This window comes from Verrucosispora sp. WMMD703 (genome assembly GCF_049178935.1).
GTDB lineage: Bacteria > Actinomycetota > Actinomycetes > Mycobacteriales > Micromonosporaceae > Micromonospora > Micromonospora sediminimaris.
The window spans coordinates 5,297,343-5,314,521 of sequence record NZ_JBMHMM010000004.1; the positions used below are offsets into that span (position 1 = coordinate 5,297,343).

A 17,179-nucleotide genomic window follows, 5' to 3' on the forward strand; every position below is an offset into this window, starting at 1 on the left:
ACCCCCGTGCCGCTGTCCTCGCTGGCCCGCGTACGCCGGCACAACCGTCCGTCCGGCCACACCGGCCGACTCTGGTCGGTGCGTACCCAACTGCTCGCACCGATCCTGATCGCCACCGCCGGCCTGCTCGTGCTGGGGGCCATCCAGACCGGTGACGCCCTGGCCGCCTCCACCGACGCTGAACGGGCCCGGGTGCTGGCCGGCACCGCCACCGCCACCGTCTCGCTGGTACACGAGCTGGAACGGGAACTCGGCGAGACGGCGGCGCTCCGCCAGCGCGGCGGTACCTCCGGCCGGCAGTTGGTCGACGCCCAGCGGCGCCGGGTCGACGAGGCCGGCGAACGCTACCGGACCGCCAGCTCCGACGCCCGCCGCACCGCCCCGGACCTCGGCCAGGACCTCGACGGCGTGACCGAACACCTCGACCAGCTCGACGAGGCCCGGATCGCCGCGCTCACCACCGACAATGCCGACGGGATCTACGCGGCGCTGGTCGAGTCGCTGCTCGCCGTCGCCGACGCGCTGCCCGCTCAGCTACGCGACCCCGAGCTGGCCAACCGCGCCCGTGAGGTGGCCGCCGTCGCCGCCCAGGAACACCTGGCGTCGCTGGAACGTGACCTGCTCAGGGCAATCTTCGTGCGAGGTGAGCTGGTCGAGGGCGAGCTCGCCCGGCTGGGCCGGCTGCGCGGCGCGCAGGAGCAGCGGCAGGCCGAGTTCTCCCGGATCGCCGGGGAACGCGCCACCGACGCGTACACCCGTCTGATCGCCGGCGGCGACGTCTCCACCGCCCGGCGGATGCGCGACAGCGCACTGAACGCCGACGCCGAGCCGGCCGCGCTGCCCGCCGACGGAGACGCCTGGTACGTCGCCCAGAGCGGTGCCATCCGCCGATTCAACCTGCTCGGCCGGGAACTCTCCGACGAGCTGGACCAGCGCGCCGCCGAGTTGGCCACGGACGCCCGACAACGGGCGTTGGTCACCGGCGGATCCACCGCCGGCCTGGCGCTGGTCTCGCTGGCCAGCGCCGCGCTGCTGGCGGTACGCACCAGCCGCCGGCTGCGCCGGCTACGGGTGGCGGCGCTGACCATGGCACATCGGGAGCTGCCCGAGCGGATCACCGCCATCGCGGCCGGCGACAGCGGCCCGACGGAGGGCACCGCCTCGCAACTCACCGCGGGAATCAGCCGTGGACGCGACGAGATCGCCCAGGTGGCCGAGGCGTTCGACACCGTCAACCGGGCCGCGCTGCGGCTCGCCGGTGCGCAGGCCGAACTGCGGATGGACGTGACCCGGATGGTCGAGGCGCTGGCCCGCCGGATCCGGACGCTGATCACCCGGCAGCTGCGGCTGCTCGACGAGTTCGAGCAGGAGGAGACGGATCCGGACGCGTTGGCCCGACTCTTCGCCCTCGACCACCTCGCCGCCCGGATGCGGCGCAACGGCGAGAACCTGCTGGTCCTGGCCGGCGGCGAGCCCGGACGCTCGCAGGACGGCCCGCATCTGGTGGCCGACGTCGTACGCGGCGCCGCCTCCGAGATCGAGGAGTACGCCCGGGTCGAGATCGACGTGCCCACCGCCGGTGTGCACGGTTCGGCAGTCGGCAACCTGGTGCACCTGCTGGCCGAGCTGCTGGAGAACGCCACCTCGTACTCCCCGCCGCACACTCCCGTGCACGTGGACGGTCGACGTACCGTCGACGGGCTGACGCTGCGCGTACACGACCAGGGCATCGGCATCGGCGAGAACCGGCTGGCCGAAATCAACGAGCGGCTGCGCGCCCCGGCGGCGTTGTCCAGCGCCGCGGCCGGCAGCATGGGCCTGCACGTGGTGGCCCACTTGGCCGCCCGGCACGGCATCCAGGTGCGGCTGCACAGCGCCGGTGCCGGAACGGTCGCCCAGGTGGACGTGCCGGAGTCGCTGCTGACCCGGATGGAGCAGCTCACCGGCCGTCCGAACGCGGTCGGCCGGCCGGCGCCCCCGGCCGCCGGCGCCTGGTTCCGGCACCGGGGCGCTCCGGCGGTGGTCGGTGCCGCAGCAGACCGGTACGACGTGCACCGCGCCCCCACGATGACGCTGCCGGTGGTGGGCAACGGCGCAGCGGCCTGGTCACCCGAACAGCCCGGTCAACCGCACTACCGACCGCCCGCACAGCCCGTCGGCCTCGCGCCGAACGGGCCGCCCGCGTCGGCCAACGGCGCGTCGGCCTGGCGACCCGGCACCGCCCGCCCCGAGGAAGCCACCGCGGCCGGCCTGCCCCGGCGGGTACGCGGCGGCGGCCTGCAGTCCGAACTGCACGACGTGCCGCCGCCGCAGGCCGCGCCGGACCTGCTCGACCCCGAGGTGGTACGGGCCCGGCTGTCCGCCCTCTCCGCCGGGGTGGCTCACGCGATGCGACGTAACCAGCAGACGAACGGGAGACCCTGAATGATGCCCAACGGCAGCCCCGGCCTCGACTGGCTCCTGGCGAACTTCGCCGAGCAGGTACCGGACGTGTCGCACGCCCTCGCCGTCTCCGGGGACGGGCTGCGGCTGGCGGCCTCGCCGCACCTCTCGACCGACCAGGCGGACCAGCTCGCCGCCGTGATCAGCGGCCTGGCCAGCCTGACCGTCGGCGCTGCCCGGCTGATGTCCGCCGGCCGGGTCCGACAGCAGATCGTGGACATGGACGGCGGCGTACTGCTGGTTATGGCGGTCGGTGACCGCGCCCTGCTCGGCGTGCTGGCCGCCGCCGGCTGCGACCTGGGCCAGATCGGCTACGAAACGGCGACGCTGGTCCAGCGGGTCGCCGAGGCGCTCGAACCGGCGGCCCGCAACTGGGCGGACCACCCCGGCGGAGTGCCGGCATGAGCCGGGGGCGGCGATTGGTGGCGGCGCTGCTGGCGGTCGCGCTGGTCAGCGCCTGCGGCGCCGAGCGCACCCCGGAGGCTCGGCCGTGGCACGACGGGCGCATCTTCCTCGCCACCGGCAACACCACCGGGGTCTACTACCAGCTCGGCGGCGGCTACGCCGATGTGATCAGCCGCCACCTGCCCGGCTACGAGGCTCGGGCGGAACCGACCGGGGCCTCCGTCGAGAACATCACCCGGCTGGTCGACGGCGACATGGAGATCGCTTTCAGCCTCGCCGACACGGCGGCCGACGCCACCGCCGGCCGTGGCGCCTTCGATGGTCGCCCGCAGCCGGTTCGGGCGCTGGCCCGGGTCTACAGCAACTACACCCACGTGATCGTCCGCGCCGACGCGCAGATCGCCGACCTCGCGGGACTGCGCGGCAGACGGGTCTCCACCGGCTCACCGAAGTCCGGCACCGATGTCATCGCCGCTCGGCTGCTCACCGCCGCCGGACTGGACCCCGAACGGGACGTACGCCGAGCCCGGGTCTCGCTGCCGGAGACGGTGGCCCGGATGCGCAGCGGCACGCTCGACGCGATGTTCTTCTCCGGCGGGCTACCCACTCCGGGCATCGCCGACCTGCTCACCAACGCCCCCGACCGGTTCCGGCTGCTGCCGGTCGCCGACCTGATCGAGCCGCTGAGCGCCACGCACGGCTCGGTCTACACCACCGCCGAACTGCCCCCCGACGCCTACGACACCCCCTCGGGCACCCCCACCGTGACGGTCCCCAACGTGATCCTGGTCAGCGCGGAGATGCCCGACGACCTGGCGTACGACCTGACCCGCCTGCTCTTCACGTACCAGGCCGACCTGGCCGTGGCGCACCCCGAGGCCCGCAACTTCAACCGCGAGTCGGCCGCCACCACCGACCCCATCCCCCTGCACCCCGGCGCCGCCCGCTACTACCAGGGCGCCTGACCCACTCGCCACGGAGCCCCCGCTCCCCGCTCCCCGCTCCCCGCTTCTGAGATCTTGGACTTTTTCCGTTAGCGCCGTCCGAACGGGAACTTTCCAAGATCTCAGCGGTTTGTGGCGTCGGGTTGCCAGCCGGCGGCCAGGAGGGCGCGGCGGACGGTGTCGGCGACCTGTTCCGGGTGTGCCCGGACCAACCAGGCGGGAAAGCGGAGGATCCGCTCCCCCGCGGTCCACACGTCGTTCTGCCGTCGCATGTCCGCCGTCCACTGGCGTACGTCCATGTGGTGCGCGCCGTCGATCTCCGCGTGCACACCCCACTCCCGCCAGTACGCGTCCAGCCAGCGCGTCCGGCCCGCCGCGTCGGTCCGCCGCTGTTTCAGGTCGGGCCGGGGCAGACCGGCCCGACGGCAGAGCCGGACGAAGTCGATCTCGCTCAACGCCTGAGCGCCACCGGCGATGTCGTCGATGGTCTGCCGGATCAACTGCCGCCGAGGCGCGCGAGGCAGCACGTCCAGCACCGCGGCCAGTTCCTCCGGCAGCACCCGCCGCTGCTGGCAGCCGGCGGCGAGCGTCTCCTGCGCCACCCGTGGCGAGGGTGCCCAGCTGGCGGCGTCGACAAGGGCCCGCGCGGTGGTCGTGCGGGGCGGACGACCAACCTGAAGATGCGCATCGGGCAGGACCGATGTCCGGTGCACCACGACTGCGGCCATGTCGATCGGCAACTGGCGCAGGATGGTCCGCCCGGCCCGACGGGACGCCGGCACGAGCACGTGCAGGGGCTCGGATCGCAGGCCACGTACGCCCGCCTCGGTGGCTGCCGTGGCACCCCCGAGCACCGCACCCGCTCCGGCGGCGAGCACCGCGACCCACAACTGTTGATCCCGGGTCAACCGGCCATTGCCGGTCAGCAGCAGCCCGCGACTTATCGCCCGCCACCGCCGGGAACGCACCAACCCGCGTACGGTGCCGTCGGTCAGTACGCTGCGGGCCTGCGCGCTGGTGAGCACACCGGCCTGCTCGAAGGCCAGCCATTCCAGCGCCCCAGCCGCGTCATCGGGAACCATCCACCGACCGTGGCCGCCCCACCGGCCCCAACACCACCAGATCTTGGACACTTCCCGTTATTCGCTAACGGATTCTGTCCAAGATTGACCAGATAGGACGGTGGAGCGTGGCGGGGTTACGGGTTTACGGGGAGGTGCGTGAGGAAGCTGCGCCACGCGGTGGGCGGGAAGGTGAGTGTCGGGCCGGTCGGGTCCTTGGAGTCACGCACGGCCACCAGACCAGGCAGGTTGTCGGCCACCTCCACGCAGTTGCCGCCCTGCCCGTTGCTGCGGGTGCTCTTGCGCCATCGGGCACCGGTCATGTCCATGTCTCCGCCACTCCGCGATCAGATTCAGGGGTTACGGCTGTTCGGTGACCCGGGTCAGGAAAGCGCGCCACGCGGTGGGCGGGAAGGCCAGCACTGGGCCGGTCGGATCCTTGGAGTCGCGCACGGCCACCAGACCAGGCAGGTTGTCGGCCACCTCCACACAGTTGCCGCCGTCAGGACCACTGCGGGTGCTCTTGCGCCAACGAGCGTCGGTCAACTCCATGTCTCCGCCACTTCCGCCATCAGGTCGAGGGACTGCTGCTGCGATAGTGCCTCACCCCGGATCGACTCCCAAACGTCAATCATGCGCTGGACGTACTCGGTGCGGTCGACGACCTGCCCGTGGCGCTGTCCCTCCAGGTAGACGACGTCCTCCCCGTGCGGTGGGGTGGCGATCACGAACGGGCCGCCAAGTCCGGCGTATGCCCCAGCGGAGAGCGGCACGACCTGGATGCGGACCCGGGGCAGCGTCGAGCCGACCTTCACCAGGTGCCGCAGTTGCTCGCGCATCACCTCGGCGTCGCCGATCCGGCGGCGCAGCACGTGTTCGTCGATAACCACGGTAAACAGCGGTGGCCGGTCACGGGTCAGCGCCGCCTGGCGGTCCAGCCGGTTTGTCACCTGTTGCTCAATCTCGTCAGGGGCGAACAAGCCGCCACCGGAGAGCAGCGCACGGACGTACCCCTCGGTCTGCAACAGTCCCGGCACGCAGAGCGGCTCGAACGAGCGCAGCGTGGTCGCCTCCTGCTCCACACCGACCCAGTCGCGGAACCATGGCACCACCGTTTCGCGGCTGATTCGGCGCTGGATGCGCTCGAACCGACCGTCCCCGCCGAAGACGGTGTCGCTGCGGCGGGCGAAGTCCAGGCTGGGTCGGCGCTCGCCGGTCTCCACCTTGGCTACCAGGGCGGCCGAGTAGCTGAGCGCCTCAGCCAGCGCGGTCTGTGACATGCCGGCGCCGGCCCGGGCCAGCCGCAGCTCCTCGGCGAAGTGCTCCAGCATGGACGAGCGCTCCACGGACACCCTCCGTACATCCTCGTACCGCCTGGGACCGGCCGTGGACGCGCTGGTCGTCGCCGCGCCGGGCCTCCCACCGTAGTCGTGTCCTCACCAGACTGTCACGCAGCGGAACCGCTCACGGGAACGGACGGCGGGCGGAACCAGGCCGGGGCGCCGGCAACACCCGACATTCGGCCGGCGCCCCATCCACCTCGACGGAGGCTTCATGCGAATCAGGTTCTGGCGATGCCGGCCCCCGGCGGCACCCGCGCCGCTCCCCCAGCGCACCCGGAACGCCCGCCCCCTGCCACCGGCCTGGTGGCAGGACATGACCGACCGGGCCACCTCGACCAACCCGGCACCCGGCAGCTCCGCCCAGCCGCCCCGCCGGGGCGCGTCGGGACCAGGCATGCGACCCACATCGGCCGCCGACAAACCAGCGCACCCGATACCGTCGCAGCGAAACCCGCGCCGCCCGACACCGTCGCAGCAAGACCGCTGTCGCCCGAGTTGGGCGGCGGCACCGACCGAGGTGTTCCCCCTCAACCGCCCGGGGCGACCGGGGTGGCTCACTCGGGCACAGGAGTGGCGGGCCAACGGGGGCCGCTGGTCACCGCCCCGGGATGAGCCGTCGTCCCCTGGCGGCGAGCCGGAGCAGCGCTGATGCCCCGCTACCGGCCGCATATCGCGGCCCGCCCCTCGTGGCGGTGCCGGGTGTGCGGGGCGGCCTGGCCGTGTTCGCCGGCCCGGCTGGCGCTGCTCGGCGAGTACCGGGAGAACCGGACCGGCCTGCTGATCTATCTCGGCACGATGATGTACGACGCGGCCGGCGACCTCACCGGCCAACATTCGCCGGGCGTCCTGGCCGACCGCTTCCTCACCTGGGCCCGCCCCCGCTGACGCGCGGTCCGCCGCGCCGACGTGCAGTGCGCTGCACTGCACAGCGGTGCAGGGCGAGGCGGTGCGGTGCGGTGCCGAAAGCGTGGCAGTCTTTGCGCTCGACACGCCGGCCGGCAGGTGCCTGGAGTGCCACGCTTCCCACTACCCGCGCCGCCTCACAGGCCCGGCCCCCACAAGCCGCACCGCCCCCGAGGCCACACGCCCACGGGCCGCCCCACCCCACAGCGCGCACCGCCCCACATGCCGCCCCACCCCACAGCGCACACCGCCCACAGGCCGCCCCGCCCCACAGCACGCACCGCCCACAACGCGCACCGCCCACAGGGCCATACCGCCCAGCGGGCCGGCAGGAGCGTCAGCTACTTGTAGAGCAGGCGACCCATCCGGCGGGAGGCGATGAGCAGGCCGGCTGCGAGCACCGCGAGCAGGTAGAGCACGTCGAGCGTCCAGCTCCAGCCGCCGGTGTCGACGGTCAGCGCACGGATCAGGTGCACCGCCCGGTAGAGCGGAGTCACCTCGACCAGCCACCGCAGCACCGCCGGGTACGCCTCGGCGGGCACGAAGGTGCCGGAGAACAGGAACAGGACGAACTGCATCGAGCTCATCAGGTCGAAATCCTGCCAGCTGCGCATGAACGTGGCGATGGCCATGCCGAGCGCGCCGAACGCGAAGCCAACCAGCACCGCCGCCGGGAACGCGGCGAGCGCGCGGGCGGGCGCGGTCAGGTCCATCACCACCATCACCACGAGGAAAGCGGCCGAGTACGCGCTGCCCCGCAGCATCGCCCACGCCAGCTCGCCGAGGGCGATCTCGAATGGCTGCACCGGGGTGGCGATCACCCCGTCGTACAGCTTCATGTACTTCATCTTCCCGAAGAAGTTGAAGGTGGTCTCCGCCAGCGCGCCGGTCATCGCCGACGAGGCGAGCATGGCCGGGGCGACGAAGGCCGCGTACGTCACCACCGCACCGCTGGGCAGCGTCAGGTCGCCGATCAGCGCACCCACCCCGACGCCGATGGAAAGCAGGTAGAGCAGCGGCTCGACGAAGCCGGAGACGAGCAGCAGCCAGTAGACGGACCTCAGGGCGGCGACGTTCCGTTCGGTGACCGACGCGGATCGCCGCGACGCGGCCGAGACGTCGACAAGCCGGGGCAGCACCAGAGTGACCATGACCCTCTCCTAGACGACGAGCCGGCGGGCGAAGACGCGGCGGGCGAGCAGCCATCCTCCGGCCGCCCAGGCGGCCAGGTAGCACAGGTGGCCGATCACCGACCACTGCGGGGCGACGCCGAGCACCGCCGCGCGGCACAGGTCCACGGCGTGCCAGAGCGGCGTGACGTACGCGAGCCAGCGCAGCGCCAGCGGCAGCGACTCGACCGGGAAGAACACCCCGGCGAACAGGGTCATCGGGATCACCGCGAAGCGGAACAGCATGGCGAGCCAACTGTCCGAGTCGACCGATGCGGCGTACGCGAAGGTGGGCGCGGCGACGGCCAGCGCGAGCAGCGCCGCCACCGGCACCGCCAGCACCGCCCACGGCGAGCGCAGCGCCCCCAGCACCCCGGTCACCAGGAGAAACGCGATGACGGCGGTCAGCACCCGGAACAGTACGAACGAGAGGTGACCGGCGAGGATGTCGGCCACCCGCAGCGGCGACGAGCGCTGCCCGAGGTAGATCTTCTGCCACTGGAGGTTGCCGAACACCGGCCAGGTCGACTCGCTGATCGCCACCTGCAACGCCGTCGAGGCGAGCAGCCCGCCGGCGATCCATTCCAGGTAGGAGACGCCACCCACGCCCTGGTCGATGTACGCCCCGACGCCCACCCCGAACCCGAGCACGGTGAGCGTGGGCAGCAGGAAGGACGAGAAGGCTCCGGCCCGCCAGGTGCGCCGGTAACCCACCAGGTGGTATTCGAGTACGGCGAGGGCCGGCACCCGCGGCAGGGCGGGTCGGTCCCGGGTGAGTTGTGCCGTCACGGCAGCCCCTTCCAGCAAGTCCTGGCTCAGTCGACGAGGGTGCGGCCGGTGAGGTGCAGGAAGACGTCCTCCAGGCTGCTGCGTCGGACCAGCACGTTTGCCGGTCGCAGCCCGAGCGCGGCCACCTCGGCCACCGCCGCGTCACCGTCGGACACGTAGACCAGGACCCGGTCGGGCAGCACCTCGACGCGTTCCCCCAGCGCGTCGAGCTTGCCGGCGAACGTCTCCTGCGACTCGGCGGCGAACCGCAGCTCGACCACCTCGCGGGTGGCATGCTGCTCGATGAGCGCGCGCGGCGACCCCTCGGCGACGATCCGGCCGCCGTCCATCACCACCAACCGGTCACAGAGCTGCTCGGCCTCGTCCATGTAGTGCGTGGTGAGCACCAGCGTGACGCCCTGCTGCTTGAGCCGGAACAGCCGTTCCCAGACCAGGTGCCGGGCCTGCGGGTCGAGACCTGTGGTCGGCTCGTCGAGGAGCACGATGTCCGGCTCGTTGACCAACGCGCGGGCGATGGTGAGCCGGCGCTTCATGCCACCTGAGAGCGGCTCGACCTTGCTGTCCGCCCAGTCGCCGAGCTGCACGAAATCCAGCAGCTCGGCGGCCCGTGCCCGGGCCACCCGGCGGGGAATGCCGAAGTAGCGGGCGTACGTCGTGAGGTTTTCCCGGACGGTCAGCTCGGGGTCGAGGTTGTCGAGCTGTGGACAGACGCCGAGCCGAGCCCGGATGGCTGGCCCGTCCCGCACCGGATCCATGCCCAGGATGTGCAGCTCTCCGCCGCTGGGCGGCGAGGTGCAGCCGACCATCCGCATGGTGGACGACTTGCCGGCGCCGTTGGGCCCCAGGAAGCCGAACGCCTCACCGGCGCTGACCTCCACGTCGATGCCGTCGACGGCAGTGAAGTCGCCGAACCGCTTCACCAGCCCCCGTGCCTGAATGAGTGGTCGCCCCGTGGTCACTCCCGGACCCTAGACACCCGGTCCGACACTTCCCAACGGATTAACGAGTTCAGAGGTCGGCGGGGGTGGTGGCGGTACGGGCGGCGGCGACGAGGCGGTCGGTTTCGGCGAGGACGTCGGGGGCGTCGGTGGGGGTGCCGGGGTCGTAGTGGACCATCCAGGTCAGACCGTCGCTGCCGGGCACCCGGCGTCCGACGATGCGGCCGGATCCGCCGGGCAGGGCGTGGTGCTGGGTGTACGCGACGGAGCGGGTGACCCGGGTGCGTACCTGGTGCGGCAGCTCACCCGGATCGAGCAGCAGGTACCGCTCGGCCGGCAGCTCGGCGACCACCAGGTAGCCGTCCCGCTCGGCGACCCGTTCGCCCGGGGTCACGGTCAGCTCCCGGCCCGACCAGACCGCCTTGACCACGTCGTGCCAGCCGATCCGGTGGCCCCGGCCGGGCAGCCAGAGCCCGAGGTTGGTGGCGACCACCACCCCGTCGCCCTCCCCGTTGCCGGCGGCGGCCCAGGCCAGCACCCGTTCGTCGCGCTCCAGCGGCGGCCGGTCGGCCGGTGGCAGCTTCGGCCGGCGGCGGAACAGTGGCATCCCTACAACCCTCCCGCCGCCTGCTCGCGCAGGGCACGGGCGTGCTGCTCCAGCGAGAGCAGCTCACCGAAGGCGGCGAAGTACTCGTCCTTGTTGTTTACCGGATTGATCCGCTGGATCCGGGACTTCAGCTCCCGGATCCGTGCGGTGACCGACCCCCACTGCAACCGGGCCATGGTGATCGAGACGTAGCGCGGGTCCGGTTCGCCGTCGATCCGCAACGGTTCCACGGCCAGCTCACCGACCAGGGCCTGGGCGGCGAGATCCTCGCAGGCGTCGCGTACCGCTTCGATCCACACCGCGCCGCCGGCTGCCGACGCGACTCCGCCGGCCGCGGCGACCGCCGCCCGGACGGCCACGTGCACCGGATGCCGGTAGTCGGTCGCCTCGACCGCGTCGAACATCGGACCGGCCAGCACCGGCTCCTGGAGGGCCAGCTTCAGCGCCTCCCGCTCGACCATCGACTGCGGGCTGTCCACAGTCGGTTCGGTCCGGGCGGGACGCGCGGCCGGTTCGTCCCCCGGTCGTCCCGAGGCGGCGGTCAGCACCGCCCGCTGCACCGGTTCGATCTCCATCCCGAGGTCACCGGCGAGCTTGCGGACGTACTCCGGACGCTTCTCCCGGTCCTTGAGCTTCGCCACCAGGGGCGCGGCACGCCGCATCGCCTCGACCCGACCGTCGACGGTGTCCAGGTCGTACCGGCTGATCACGTGGCGCAGCGCGAAGTCGACAAGCGGCTCGCGGCGGGCGACCAGGTCGCGTACGGCCAGGTCGCCCTTTGCCAGCCGCAGCTCGCACGGGTCCATGTTGTCGGGGCTGACCGCGATGAAGGTACGCCCGACGAAGCGCTGGTCGTCGTCGAAGGCGCGCAGCGCGGCCTTCTGCCCGGCCGCGTCCCCGTCGAAGGTGAAGATGATCTCGCCAGCCACGGCGTCGGTGTCCAGCAGCAGCCGGCGCAGTACGCCGATGTGGTCGGCGCCGAAGGCGGTGCCGCAGGTCGCCACGGCGGTCGGTACGCCGGCCAGGTGGCAGGCCATCACGTCGGTGTAACCCTCGACCACCACCACCCGACCCTGCTTGGCGATCTCCCGTTTGGCCTGGTCGATGCCGTAGAGCACGTGGGACTTCTTGTAGATCGGTGTCTCGGGGGTGTTCAGGTACTTCGGGCCGTCGTCGTCGGCGAAGAGTTTGCGCGCACCGAAGCCGATGACGTCGCCGGTCAGGTCCCGGATCGGCCAGAGCAGCCGGCGGCGGAACCTGTCGATCAGACTCCCGGAGCGGGCCGGGCGGGACAGCCCGGCGGTGACCAGTTCGTCGTGGCTGAAGCCACGCTGACGCAGGTGCTTGGTGAGCAGGTCCCAGCCGTCGGGGGCGAAGCCGCAGCCGTACCGCTGCGCGGCGGCCCGGTCGAAGCCGCGCTCGGCCAGGAACTCTCGGGCGGGACGCGCGCCGGCCGTGGCCAACTGCGCGGTGTAGAACTCGACGGCGGCGGCGTGCGCGGCCACCAGCCGCTGCTTCTGGCCCTGCTGCGGGCGGTTCGGTCGGGGCGCGGACCGGTCGTCCTCCACGTAGCGCAGTTGCAGACCGGCGCGGGCCGCGAGCCGCTCCACCGCCTCGACGAAGCTGAGGTGCTCGGCGTCCATCAGGAACTTGATCGCGTCGCCGCCGGCACCGCAGCCGAAGCAGTACCAGACGTTGCGGGCGGGCGAGACGTTGAACGACGGGCTCTTCTCGTCGTGGAATGGGCAGAGCCCCTTGAGGTTGCCACCACCGGCCGATTTGAGCGTCACGGTGTCGGAGATGATCTCGGCGATGGACGTACGCTCGCGGACCAACGCGATGTCCTCGTCCCGGATCCGCCCCGCCATACCCGCCACCTCCTCGACCTACATCCTGCCCTGCCCGACCACGGCGCGCGGAAGGGCCCCTTGGTGACGTCTCCGACAGCGGATGCACCCTTCCCGACACCATCGACGCGGGGCGCGAACACCGACGCCGCGCCGTTCCGCCACGGAGGCGGAACGGCGCGGCGGGCGGGCAGGACCGGTCAGCGGGGGCGGCGACGCAGGTAGCGGCGTACCGGTGGCGGATCCTCCTCCTCGTACGACCGGGCGGCGCGCACCGCGTCGGCCAGCCCGTGCGGGCGGGTGCGCGGCGGCCCGGCCAGCAGCGGATCGCGGGCCATGTCCTTGACCAGGGCCACGGCCAGCCCGAGCATCACCACCACGAACGGCAACGCCACCATGATGGTGGCCTGTTGCAGCGCGTCCAGCCCGCCGACGAGCAGCAGCACGGCGGCGACCGCGCCGATCAGGATTCCCCAGCTGACCACGACCAGCCGGTGCGGACGCAGCGCGCCCCGGGAGGTCAGCGAGCCGAGCACCAGCGAGGCGGAGTCGGCGCTGGTGACGAAGTACAGCGCGATGAGCACCATGGCCAGCACGCCGGTCAACGCCGCCAGCGGCAGCGCGTCGAGCAGACCGAACAGCGCCTGTTCGCTGCTGGCGGAGGCGTCCGCCACCAGGTCACGTACCCCGGTGGCCTGCACGCGCAGCGCGCTGCCGCCCATGATCGCGAACCAGACGGCGCTGGCGCCGCTGGGCACCAGGAGGACACCGATCAGGAACTGCCGCACGCTCCGGCCCCGCGAGATGCGGGCGATGAAGGTGCCGACGAACGGCGCCCAGGAGATCCACCACGCCCAGTAGAAGATCGTCCAGCCACCCAGCCAGGCCGGGTCGGAGAACGCCCCGGTCCGGGTGGACATGAAGACGAGGTTGCTGAGGTAGTCGCCGATCGAGGCCGGCAGCACCTCAAGGGTGTAGATGGTCGGCCCGACCACGAAGACGAAGAGCATCAGCGCGACGGCCAGCACCACGTTCGTGGTGGAGAGCCACTTGATGCCCCGGTGCAGGCCGGTGAAGGCGGAGATGACGAAGGCCAGCGTCAGCGCCCCGATCACCACCAGCTCCACCGCTGTGGAGTCCGGCACCCCGGCGACCAGGTCCAGTCCGGCGGCGACCTGGAGGGCGCCGAGGCCGAGGCTGGTGGCAGAGCCGAAGACGGTGGCGAAGACGGCCAGCAGGTCGATGACCTGACCGACGGCGCCGTCGGCACGCTCGCCGATGAGCGGGCGGAACGCCGCCGAGATCCGGTTCTGCCGGCCCCGTCGGAACGTCGAGTACGCCAGGGCCAGCGCCACCACCGCGTAGATCGCCCACGGGTGCAGGGTCCAGTGGAAGAGAGTGAACTGCATGGCCGCGGACGCCGCCTGCCCGGTCTGCGGCTCGACGCCGGTCGCCGGTGGTGGTGTGGCGTAGTGCTGGATGGGCTCGGCCACGGCGAAGAAGACCAAACCGATGCCCATGCCGGCGCTGAACATCATGGCGATCCAGGCCAGCGTGCTGAACTCCGGCTCGTCGTCGTCCTTGCCGAGCCGGATCCGGCCGAACCGGGACAGCGCCAGCACCACCGCCAGCACCAGGAAGGCGTTGGCCGCCACCACGAAGAACCAGCCGAACGTGTCGATGACCCAGGCCAGACCCGATTCGCCGACACTCGCCAGCGAGTCACGGGCCAGAACCCCCCAGAGCACCACGGCGAGCACCCCGCCGACGCCCAGGCCCAGCACGATCGGATCGATCGTGCCGCCCCTACCACCAGATTCGGCGGTCTTCTCGTCTACCTGCTCGCTCATGGTCACCCCTGACCATCCTCCCGTTCCCCTGCCGCCGTGCTCCGAGAATCCGGCTAATCGCACCCTCAGGGTCGACTTTCGGCCGTTCAGGGGCGCGTTGGGGTGCCACCTTGCCGGTTATCGGCTGGATGGTCAACCGAGCGGCACGGGAACGCGGCCCTGTTCGTCGGCCTCGACCTGGCGGTTCCAGTCCGGCTTGGTGGCCCGCCAACCCTCGTCGTCCAGGCCCTTTCGCCAGTAGCCGGAGATGGACAGCCACTCGCGGGGCACCGACCGCTCCACCCGCAGCAACCGGCGCAACTGGCGGACGAAGGACGCCTCACCGTGCACGAAGGCGTGCACGGTGCCGGGCGGGAAATTCAGCTCACGCACCGCGTCCACCAGCGCCTCACCCACCGGGCGTACGCCCCGGTGCAGCCAGGTCAGCCGGACCGCGCCGGGGCTGGGCAGCGGCTGCTCGTCGGCCGGGCCGTCGACCTCGACGAAGACGTACGCGGGCGCACCGACGGGCAGCCGGGCCAGGGAGGCGGCGATCGCCGGCAGGGCGCTCTCGTCGCCGACCAGCAGGTGCCAGTCGGCCGCCGGGCTCGGCGCGTACGCCCCGCCCGGGCCGACGAACAGCACCTCGTCACCGGGACGCAGCCCCGCCGCCCACGGGCCGGCCAGCCCTTCGTCGCCATGGTGCACCACGTCGACGGTCAGTTCCCCGGCCGCCGCGTCCCAGGCGCGGACCGTGTACGCGCGCAGCCGGGGCCACTGCTCGCGCGGCAGGTCGCGACGAATGGCGGCGAGATCAAGTGGGCGCGGGTGGTCGACACCGGCGACCGGAAAGACGATCTTGATGTAGTGGTCGGTGAACTCGCCGACCGGCAGGCCGGCCAGTTCCTCCCCGCCGAGCACCAGCCGGACCACGTGCCGGGTGGGCCGCGACGTGCGCAGTACGCGGGCGGAGGTGACCTTCTTCGAACGATCCGTCATTCGGTTAGGCTAACCTAACTCCCACGCGCCGTTCAGTCCCCGGTCCGGATGTCAGCTTCTGATCAGACGATCATGCCAGGCCAGGGCGGCGGGGTCGGTAAGCGAGGCCACCTGGTCGATCACCACCCGCAGCCGGGCTTCGTCATCGGGTGCGTCCCGCCACAGCGGGGCGAAGACCGGGTCGAGCGCCCCGGGTGCCCGCGCGGCCAACGTCGCCACGAGCCCCGCAATGATCTCCCGCTGCCGCTGGTAGCGACCCTGCGCACCGGGCCGACGCATCACGTAGCGCAGGGCGATCCCCTTGAGCAGCGCGCACCGGGCACGCAACGGCCGGGGTACGACCAGGTCGGCCGCGTACCGTCGGTGTGGCCCTGGCCCGAAGCGTTCGGTGGTGGCCGCAACCGCGGTCGCCACGAACTGACCGGTCAACACGCTGGTGGTCGCCTTCAGGGCGGCCTGGGCCCGATGGCTGCCGTCGTAGCCGGCCAACGGGGCGAGCACCGGGTCGGCGAGCAGCCCGGTCAGCGTCTCGTCGAGGTAGTCGGCCGACTCGGTCGAGTAGACGGCGGCGACGTCGGCGCAGAGCGCCGCCCGCTCGTCGGAGTCGACGAGCAACGGCTCCAGCGTGAGATAGCCGCCGTGGATGCCGTCCTCGACGTCGTGCACCGAGTACGCCACGTCGTCGGCCCAGTCCATCACCTGCGCCTCCAGGCACTGCCGCTCGCCGGCCGGCGAGCCCTGCCGCAGCCAGGCGAAGGCGGGCAGGTCGTCGGCGTACACCCCGAACTTGCGCCGGCCAGGCTGGCGGGTCCACGGGTACTTGCCGACCGCGTCCAGCGAGGCACGGGTCAGGTTCAGCCCGGCAGACGTCCCGTCCGGGCCGTACACCTTGGCCTCCAGCCTGGTCAGTACCCGCAGCGTCTGGGCGTTGCCCTCGAACCCACCGCAGTCGGCGGCCAGCTCGTCGAGCGCGGCCTCGCCGTTGTGGCCGAACGGCGGGTGCCCGAGGTCGTGGGCCAGCCCGGCGGTGTCCACCACGTCCGGATCACAGCCCAGCCGGGCACCCATCTCCCGGGCGATCTGGGCCACCTCCAGCGAGTGGGTCAGCCGGGTACGCAGGAAGTCGTCGGTGCCGGCCGTGTGCACCTGGGTCTTCGCGGCCAGCCGGCGGAACGCCGCCGAGTGCAGCACCCGGGCCCGGTCCCGCTCGTACGGGGACCGGCCGTGCTCCGGGTCCTTTACCGGCTCCGCCACCCGACGCGCCGCGTCCGGCTCACCGGAGGCAGCACTCAATCCCCACGCTGCCGCAGTACGCAGAACTCGTTGCCCTCCGGGTCGGCCAGCACCGTCCAGTCGTCGCCGTCCTGCCCGATGTCGACGTGCCGGGCACCCATGTCGACAAGCCGTTCCACCTCGGCCTCCCGGTCGGTCGGGCGCAGGTCGAGGTGCAGCCGGTTCTTGCTCTCCTTCACGCCGGTCACCGGCACGAACACGATGCCGGGCAACCGGTCCGCGCTCTGCCGGATCTCCACCTCGTCGGGTCGCTCCTCGACCACCTGGTACCCGAGCGCCTCGGCCCACCAGCGGGCCAGCCGCCCCGGGTCACGGGCATCGACGGTCAGGCTCTCCCACACGGCGGTCATGCCGGCACCGCCACCGCGACACCGACAGCCTCCGACAACTCGGCACGCGATCCCATCCGTCCACCCCTTCGCGAAACGACTGTCCACGGGCGAAGTCAGGTTACGCCCGGGGCCCCGGTTCGGCGCGCCGACGACGTGCCCGCGGCGGGCCCACATCCTCCGATCAGACGAGAGTTGTCGCCCGATTGCCGACGGTAACGGGATCGCACTCATCGACATCCACGGGTAGCGTCGCCATCGCGGAACGTCACCTGTTGGGG

The 17,179-nt window shown here is 72.1% G+C and carries 17 protein-coding genes; 4 read left to right on the forward strand and 13 right to left on the reverse strand.

Annotated features, from left to right (window positions below):
* Window positions 1–6 precede the first annotated feature (6 nt).
* From ACN26Z_RS24575 to ACN26Z_RS24585, 3 genes are read left to right on the forward strand one after another with little or no spacing between them, the layout of a single operon-like run.
* On the forward strand, window positions 7–2,424 hold the full coding sequence (locus ACN26Z_RS24575) for a nitrate- and nitrite sensing domain-containing protein (protein WP_282237196.1): 2,418 nt from the start codon (window positions 7–9) through the stop codon (window positions 2,422–2,424).
* Window positions 2,425–2,847 (forward strand): roadblock/LC7 domain-containing protein, encoded by a 423-nt coding sequence (locus ACN26Z_RS24580; protein ID WP_301547876.1) that lies wholly within the window; start codon window positions 2,425–2,427, stop codon window positions 2,845–2,847.
* Complete coding sequence (locus ACN26Z_RS24585; RefSeq protein WP_421463553.1) at window positions 2,844–3,812, forward strand: TAXI family TRAP transporter solute-binding subunit; 969 nt, start codon at window positions 2,844–2,846, stop codon at window positions 3,810–3,812. The genes ACN26Z_RS24580 and ACN26Z_RS24585 overlap by 4 nt, the downstream gene beginning before the upstream one ends.
* Before the next feature lie 101 nt (window positions 3,813–3,913).
* Here ACN26Z_RS24585 and ACN26Z_RS24590 read toward each other — a convergent pair whose 3' ends face one another.
* From ACN26Z_RS24590 to ACN26Z_RS24605, 4 genes are all read right to left on the reverse strand, one after another.
* Window positions 3,914–4,873, reverse strand: coding sequence for a hypothetical protein (locus ACN26Z_RS24590; protein ID WP_421463554.1), 960 nt, complete (start codon window positions 4,871–4,873; stop codon window positions 3,914–3,916).
* A gap of 116 nt (window positions 4,874–4,989) precedes the next feature.
* Window positions 4,990–5,181, reverse strand: a complete 192-nt coding sequence (locus tag ACN26Z_RS24595) for a DUF397 domain-containing protein (protein WP_421463555.1) — start codon at window positions 5,179–5,181, stop codon at window positions 4,990–4,992.
* Window positions 5,182–5,212: 31 nt separating this feature from the next.
* A complete protein-coding gene (locus tag ACN26Z_RS24600; protein ID WP_421463556.1) occupies window positions 5,213–5,404 on the reverse strand; it encodes a DUF397 domain-containing protein in 192 nt (63 codons plus the stop codon).
* Window positions 5,395–6,198, reverse strand: a complete 804-nt coding sequence (locus ACN26Z_RS24605) for a helix-turn-helix domain-containing protein (protein ID WP_282237192.1) — start codon at window positions 6,196–6,198, stop codon at window positions 5,395–5,397. The genes ACN26Z_RS24600 and ACN26Z_RS24605 overlap by 10 nt, the downstream gene beginning before the upstream one ends.
* 645 nt (window positions 6,199–6,843) lie before the next feature.
* Between ACN26Z_RS24605 and ACN26Z_RS24610 the strand changes: the two genes are divergently transcribed.
* Window positions 6,844–7,080, forward strand: coding sequence for a flavin reductase (locus tag ACN26Z_RS24610; RefSeq protein ID WP_421463557.1), 237 nt, complete (start codon window positions 6,844–6,846; stop codon window positions 7,078–7,080).
* A gap of 359 nt (window positions 7,081–7,439) precedes the next feature.
* Here the strand turns inward: ACN26Z_RS24610 and ACN26Z_RS24615 are convergent, their stop codons facing one another.
* The 9 genes from ACN26Z_RS24615 to ACN26Z_RS24655 form a co-directional block, all read right to left on the reverse strand.
* Window positions 7,440–8,249, reverse strand: a complete 810-nt coding sequence (locus ACN26Z_RS24615; RefSeq protein WP_093401403.1) for an ABC transporter permease — start codon at window positions 8,247–8,249, stop codon at window positions 7,440–7,442.
* Window positions 8,250–8,258: 9 nt separating this feature from the next.
* On the reverse strand, window positions 8,259–9,056 hold the full coding sequence (locus ACN26Z_RS24620; RefSeq protein WP_093401404.1) for an ABC transporter permease: 798 nt from the start codon (window positions 9,054–9,056) through the stop codon (window positions 8,259–8,261).
* 26 nt (window positions 9,057–9,082) lie between these two features.
* Window positions 9,083–10,015 carry an ABC transporter ATP-binding protein gene (locus ACN26Z_RS24625; protein ID WP_421463558.1) on the reverse strand — a complete coding sequence of 311 codons (933 nt, stop codon included), beginning with the start codon at window positions 10,013–10,015 and terminating at the stop codon, window positions 9,083–9,085.
* Between the two features lie 49 nt (window positions 10,016–10,064).
* Window positions 10,065–10,601: a hypothetical protein gene (locus ACN26Z_RS24630; RefSeq protein ID WP_093401406.1), complete on the reverse strand. Its 537-nt coding sequence runs from the start codon at window positions 10,599–10,601 to the stop codon at window positions 10,065–10,067.
* A gap of 2 nt (window positions 10,602–10,603) precedes the next feature.
* The gene (gene dnaG / locus ACN26Z_RS24635; RefSeq protein ID WP_282237188.1) at window positions 10,604–12,469 is read right to left on the reverse strand and encodes a DNA primase; all 1,866 of its coding nucleotides are present in this window, start codon (window positions 12,467–12,469) and stop codon (window positions 10,604–10,606) included.
* Window positions 12,470–12,648: 179 nt separating this feature from the next.
* Complete coding sequence (locus ACN26Z_RS24640) at window positions 12,649–14,298, reverse strand: BCCT family transporter (protein ID WP_421463559.1); 1,650 nt, start codon at window positions 14,296–14,298, stop codon at window positions 12,649–12,651.
* A gap of 132 nt (window positions 14,299–14,430) precedes the next feature.
* The gene (locus tag ACN26Z_RS24645; RefSeq protein ID WP_421463560.1) at window positions 14,431–15,276 is read right to left on the reverse strand and encodes a siderophore-interacting protein; all 846 of its coding nucleotides are present in this window, start codon (window positions 15,274–15,276) and stop codon (window positions 14,431–14,433) included.
* 51 nt (window positions 15,277–15,327) lie between these two features.
* Window positions 15,328–16,569: a deoxyguanosinetriphosphate triphosphohydrolase gene (locus ACN26Z_RS24650; protein ID WP_093401410.1), complete on the reverse strand. Its 1,242-nt coding sequence runs from the start codon at window positions 16,567–16,569 to the stop codon at window positions 15,328–15,330.
* Window positions 16,566–16,919, reverse strand: a complete 354-nt coding sequence (locus tag ACN26Z_RS24655; RefSeq protein WP_093401411.1) for a VOC family protein — start codon at window positions 16,917–16,919, stop codon at window positions 16,566–16,568. The genes ACN26Z_RS24650 and ACN26Z_RS24655 overlap by 4 nt, the downstream gene beginning before the upstream one ends.
* Window positions 16,920–17,179 lie beyond the last annotated feature (260 nt).

Coding starts and splice junctions, on each gene's coding strand:
- ACN26Z_RS24580 (WP_301547876.1), top strand. CDS start 2,425: ATGATGCCCAACGGCAGCCCCGGCCTCGACTGGCTCCTGGCGAACTTC.
- ACN26Z_RS24585 (WP_421463553.1), top strand. CDS start 2,844: ATGAGCCGGGGGCGGCGATTGGTGGCGGCGCTGCTGGCGGTCGCGCTG.
- ACN26Z_RS24590 (WP_421463554.1), bottom strand. CDS start 4,873: ATGGTTCCCGATGACGCGGCTGGGGCGCTGGAATGGCTGGCCTTCGAG.
- ACN26Z_RS24595 (WP_421463555.1), bottom strand. CDS start 5,181: ATGGACATGACCGGTGCCCGATGGCGCAAGAGCACCCGCAGCAACGGG.
- ACN26Z_RS24600 (WP_421463556.1), bottom strand. CDS start 5,404: ATGGAGTTGACCGACGCTCGTTGGCGCAAGAGCACCCGCAGTGGTCCT.
- ACN26Z_RS24610 (WP_421463557.1), top strand. CDS start 6,844: ATGCCCCGCTACCGGCCGCATATCGCGGCCCGCCCCTCGTGGCGGTGC.
- ACN26Z_RS24615 (WP_093401403.1), bottom strand. CDS start 8,249: ATGGTCACTCTGGTGCTGCCCCGGCTTGTCGACGTCTCGGCCGCGTCG.
- ACN26Z_RS24630 (WP_093401406.1), bottom strand. CDS start 10,601: ATGCCACTGTTCCGCCGCCGGCCGAAGCTGCCACCGGCCGACCGGCCG.
- dnaG (WP_282237188.1), bottom strand. CDS start 12,469: ATGGCGGGGCGGATCCGGGACGAGGACATCGCGTTGGTCCGCGAGCGT.
- ACN26Z_RS24640 (WP_421463559.1), bottom strand. CDS start 14,298: ATGAGCGAGCAGGTAGACGAGAAGACCGCCGAATCTGGTGGTAGGGGC.
- ACN26Z_RS24645 (WP_421463560.1), bottom strand. CDS start 15,276: ATGACGGATCGTTCGAAGAAGGTCACCTCCGCCCGCGTACTGCGCACG.
- ACN26Z_RS24655 (WP_093401411.1), bottom strand. CDS start 16,919: ATGACCGCCGTGTGGGAGAGCCTGACCGTCGATGCCCGTGACCCGGGG.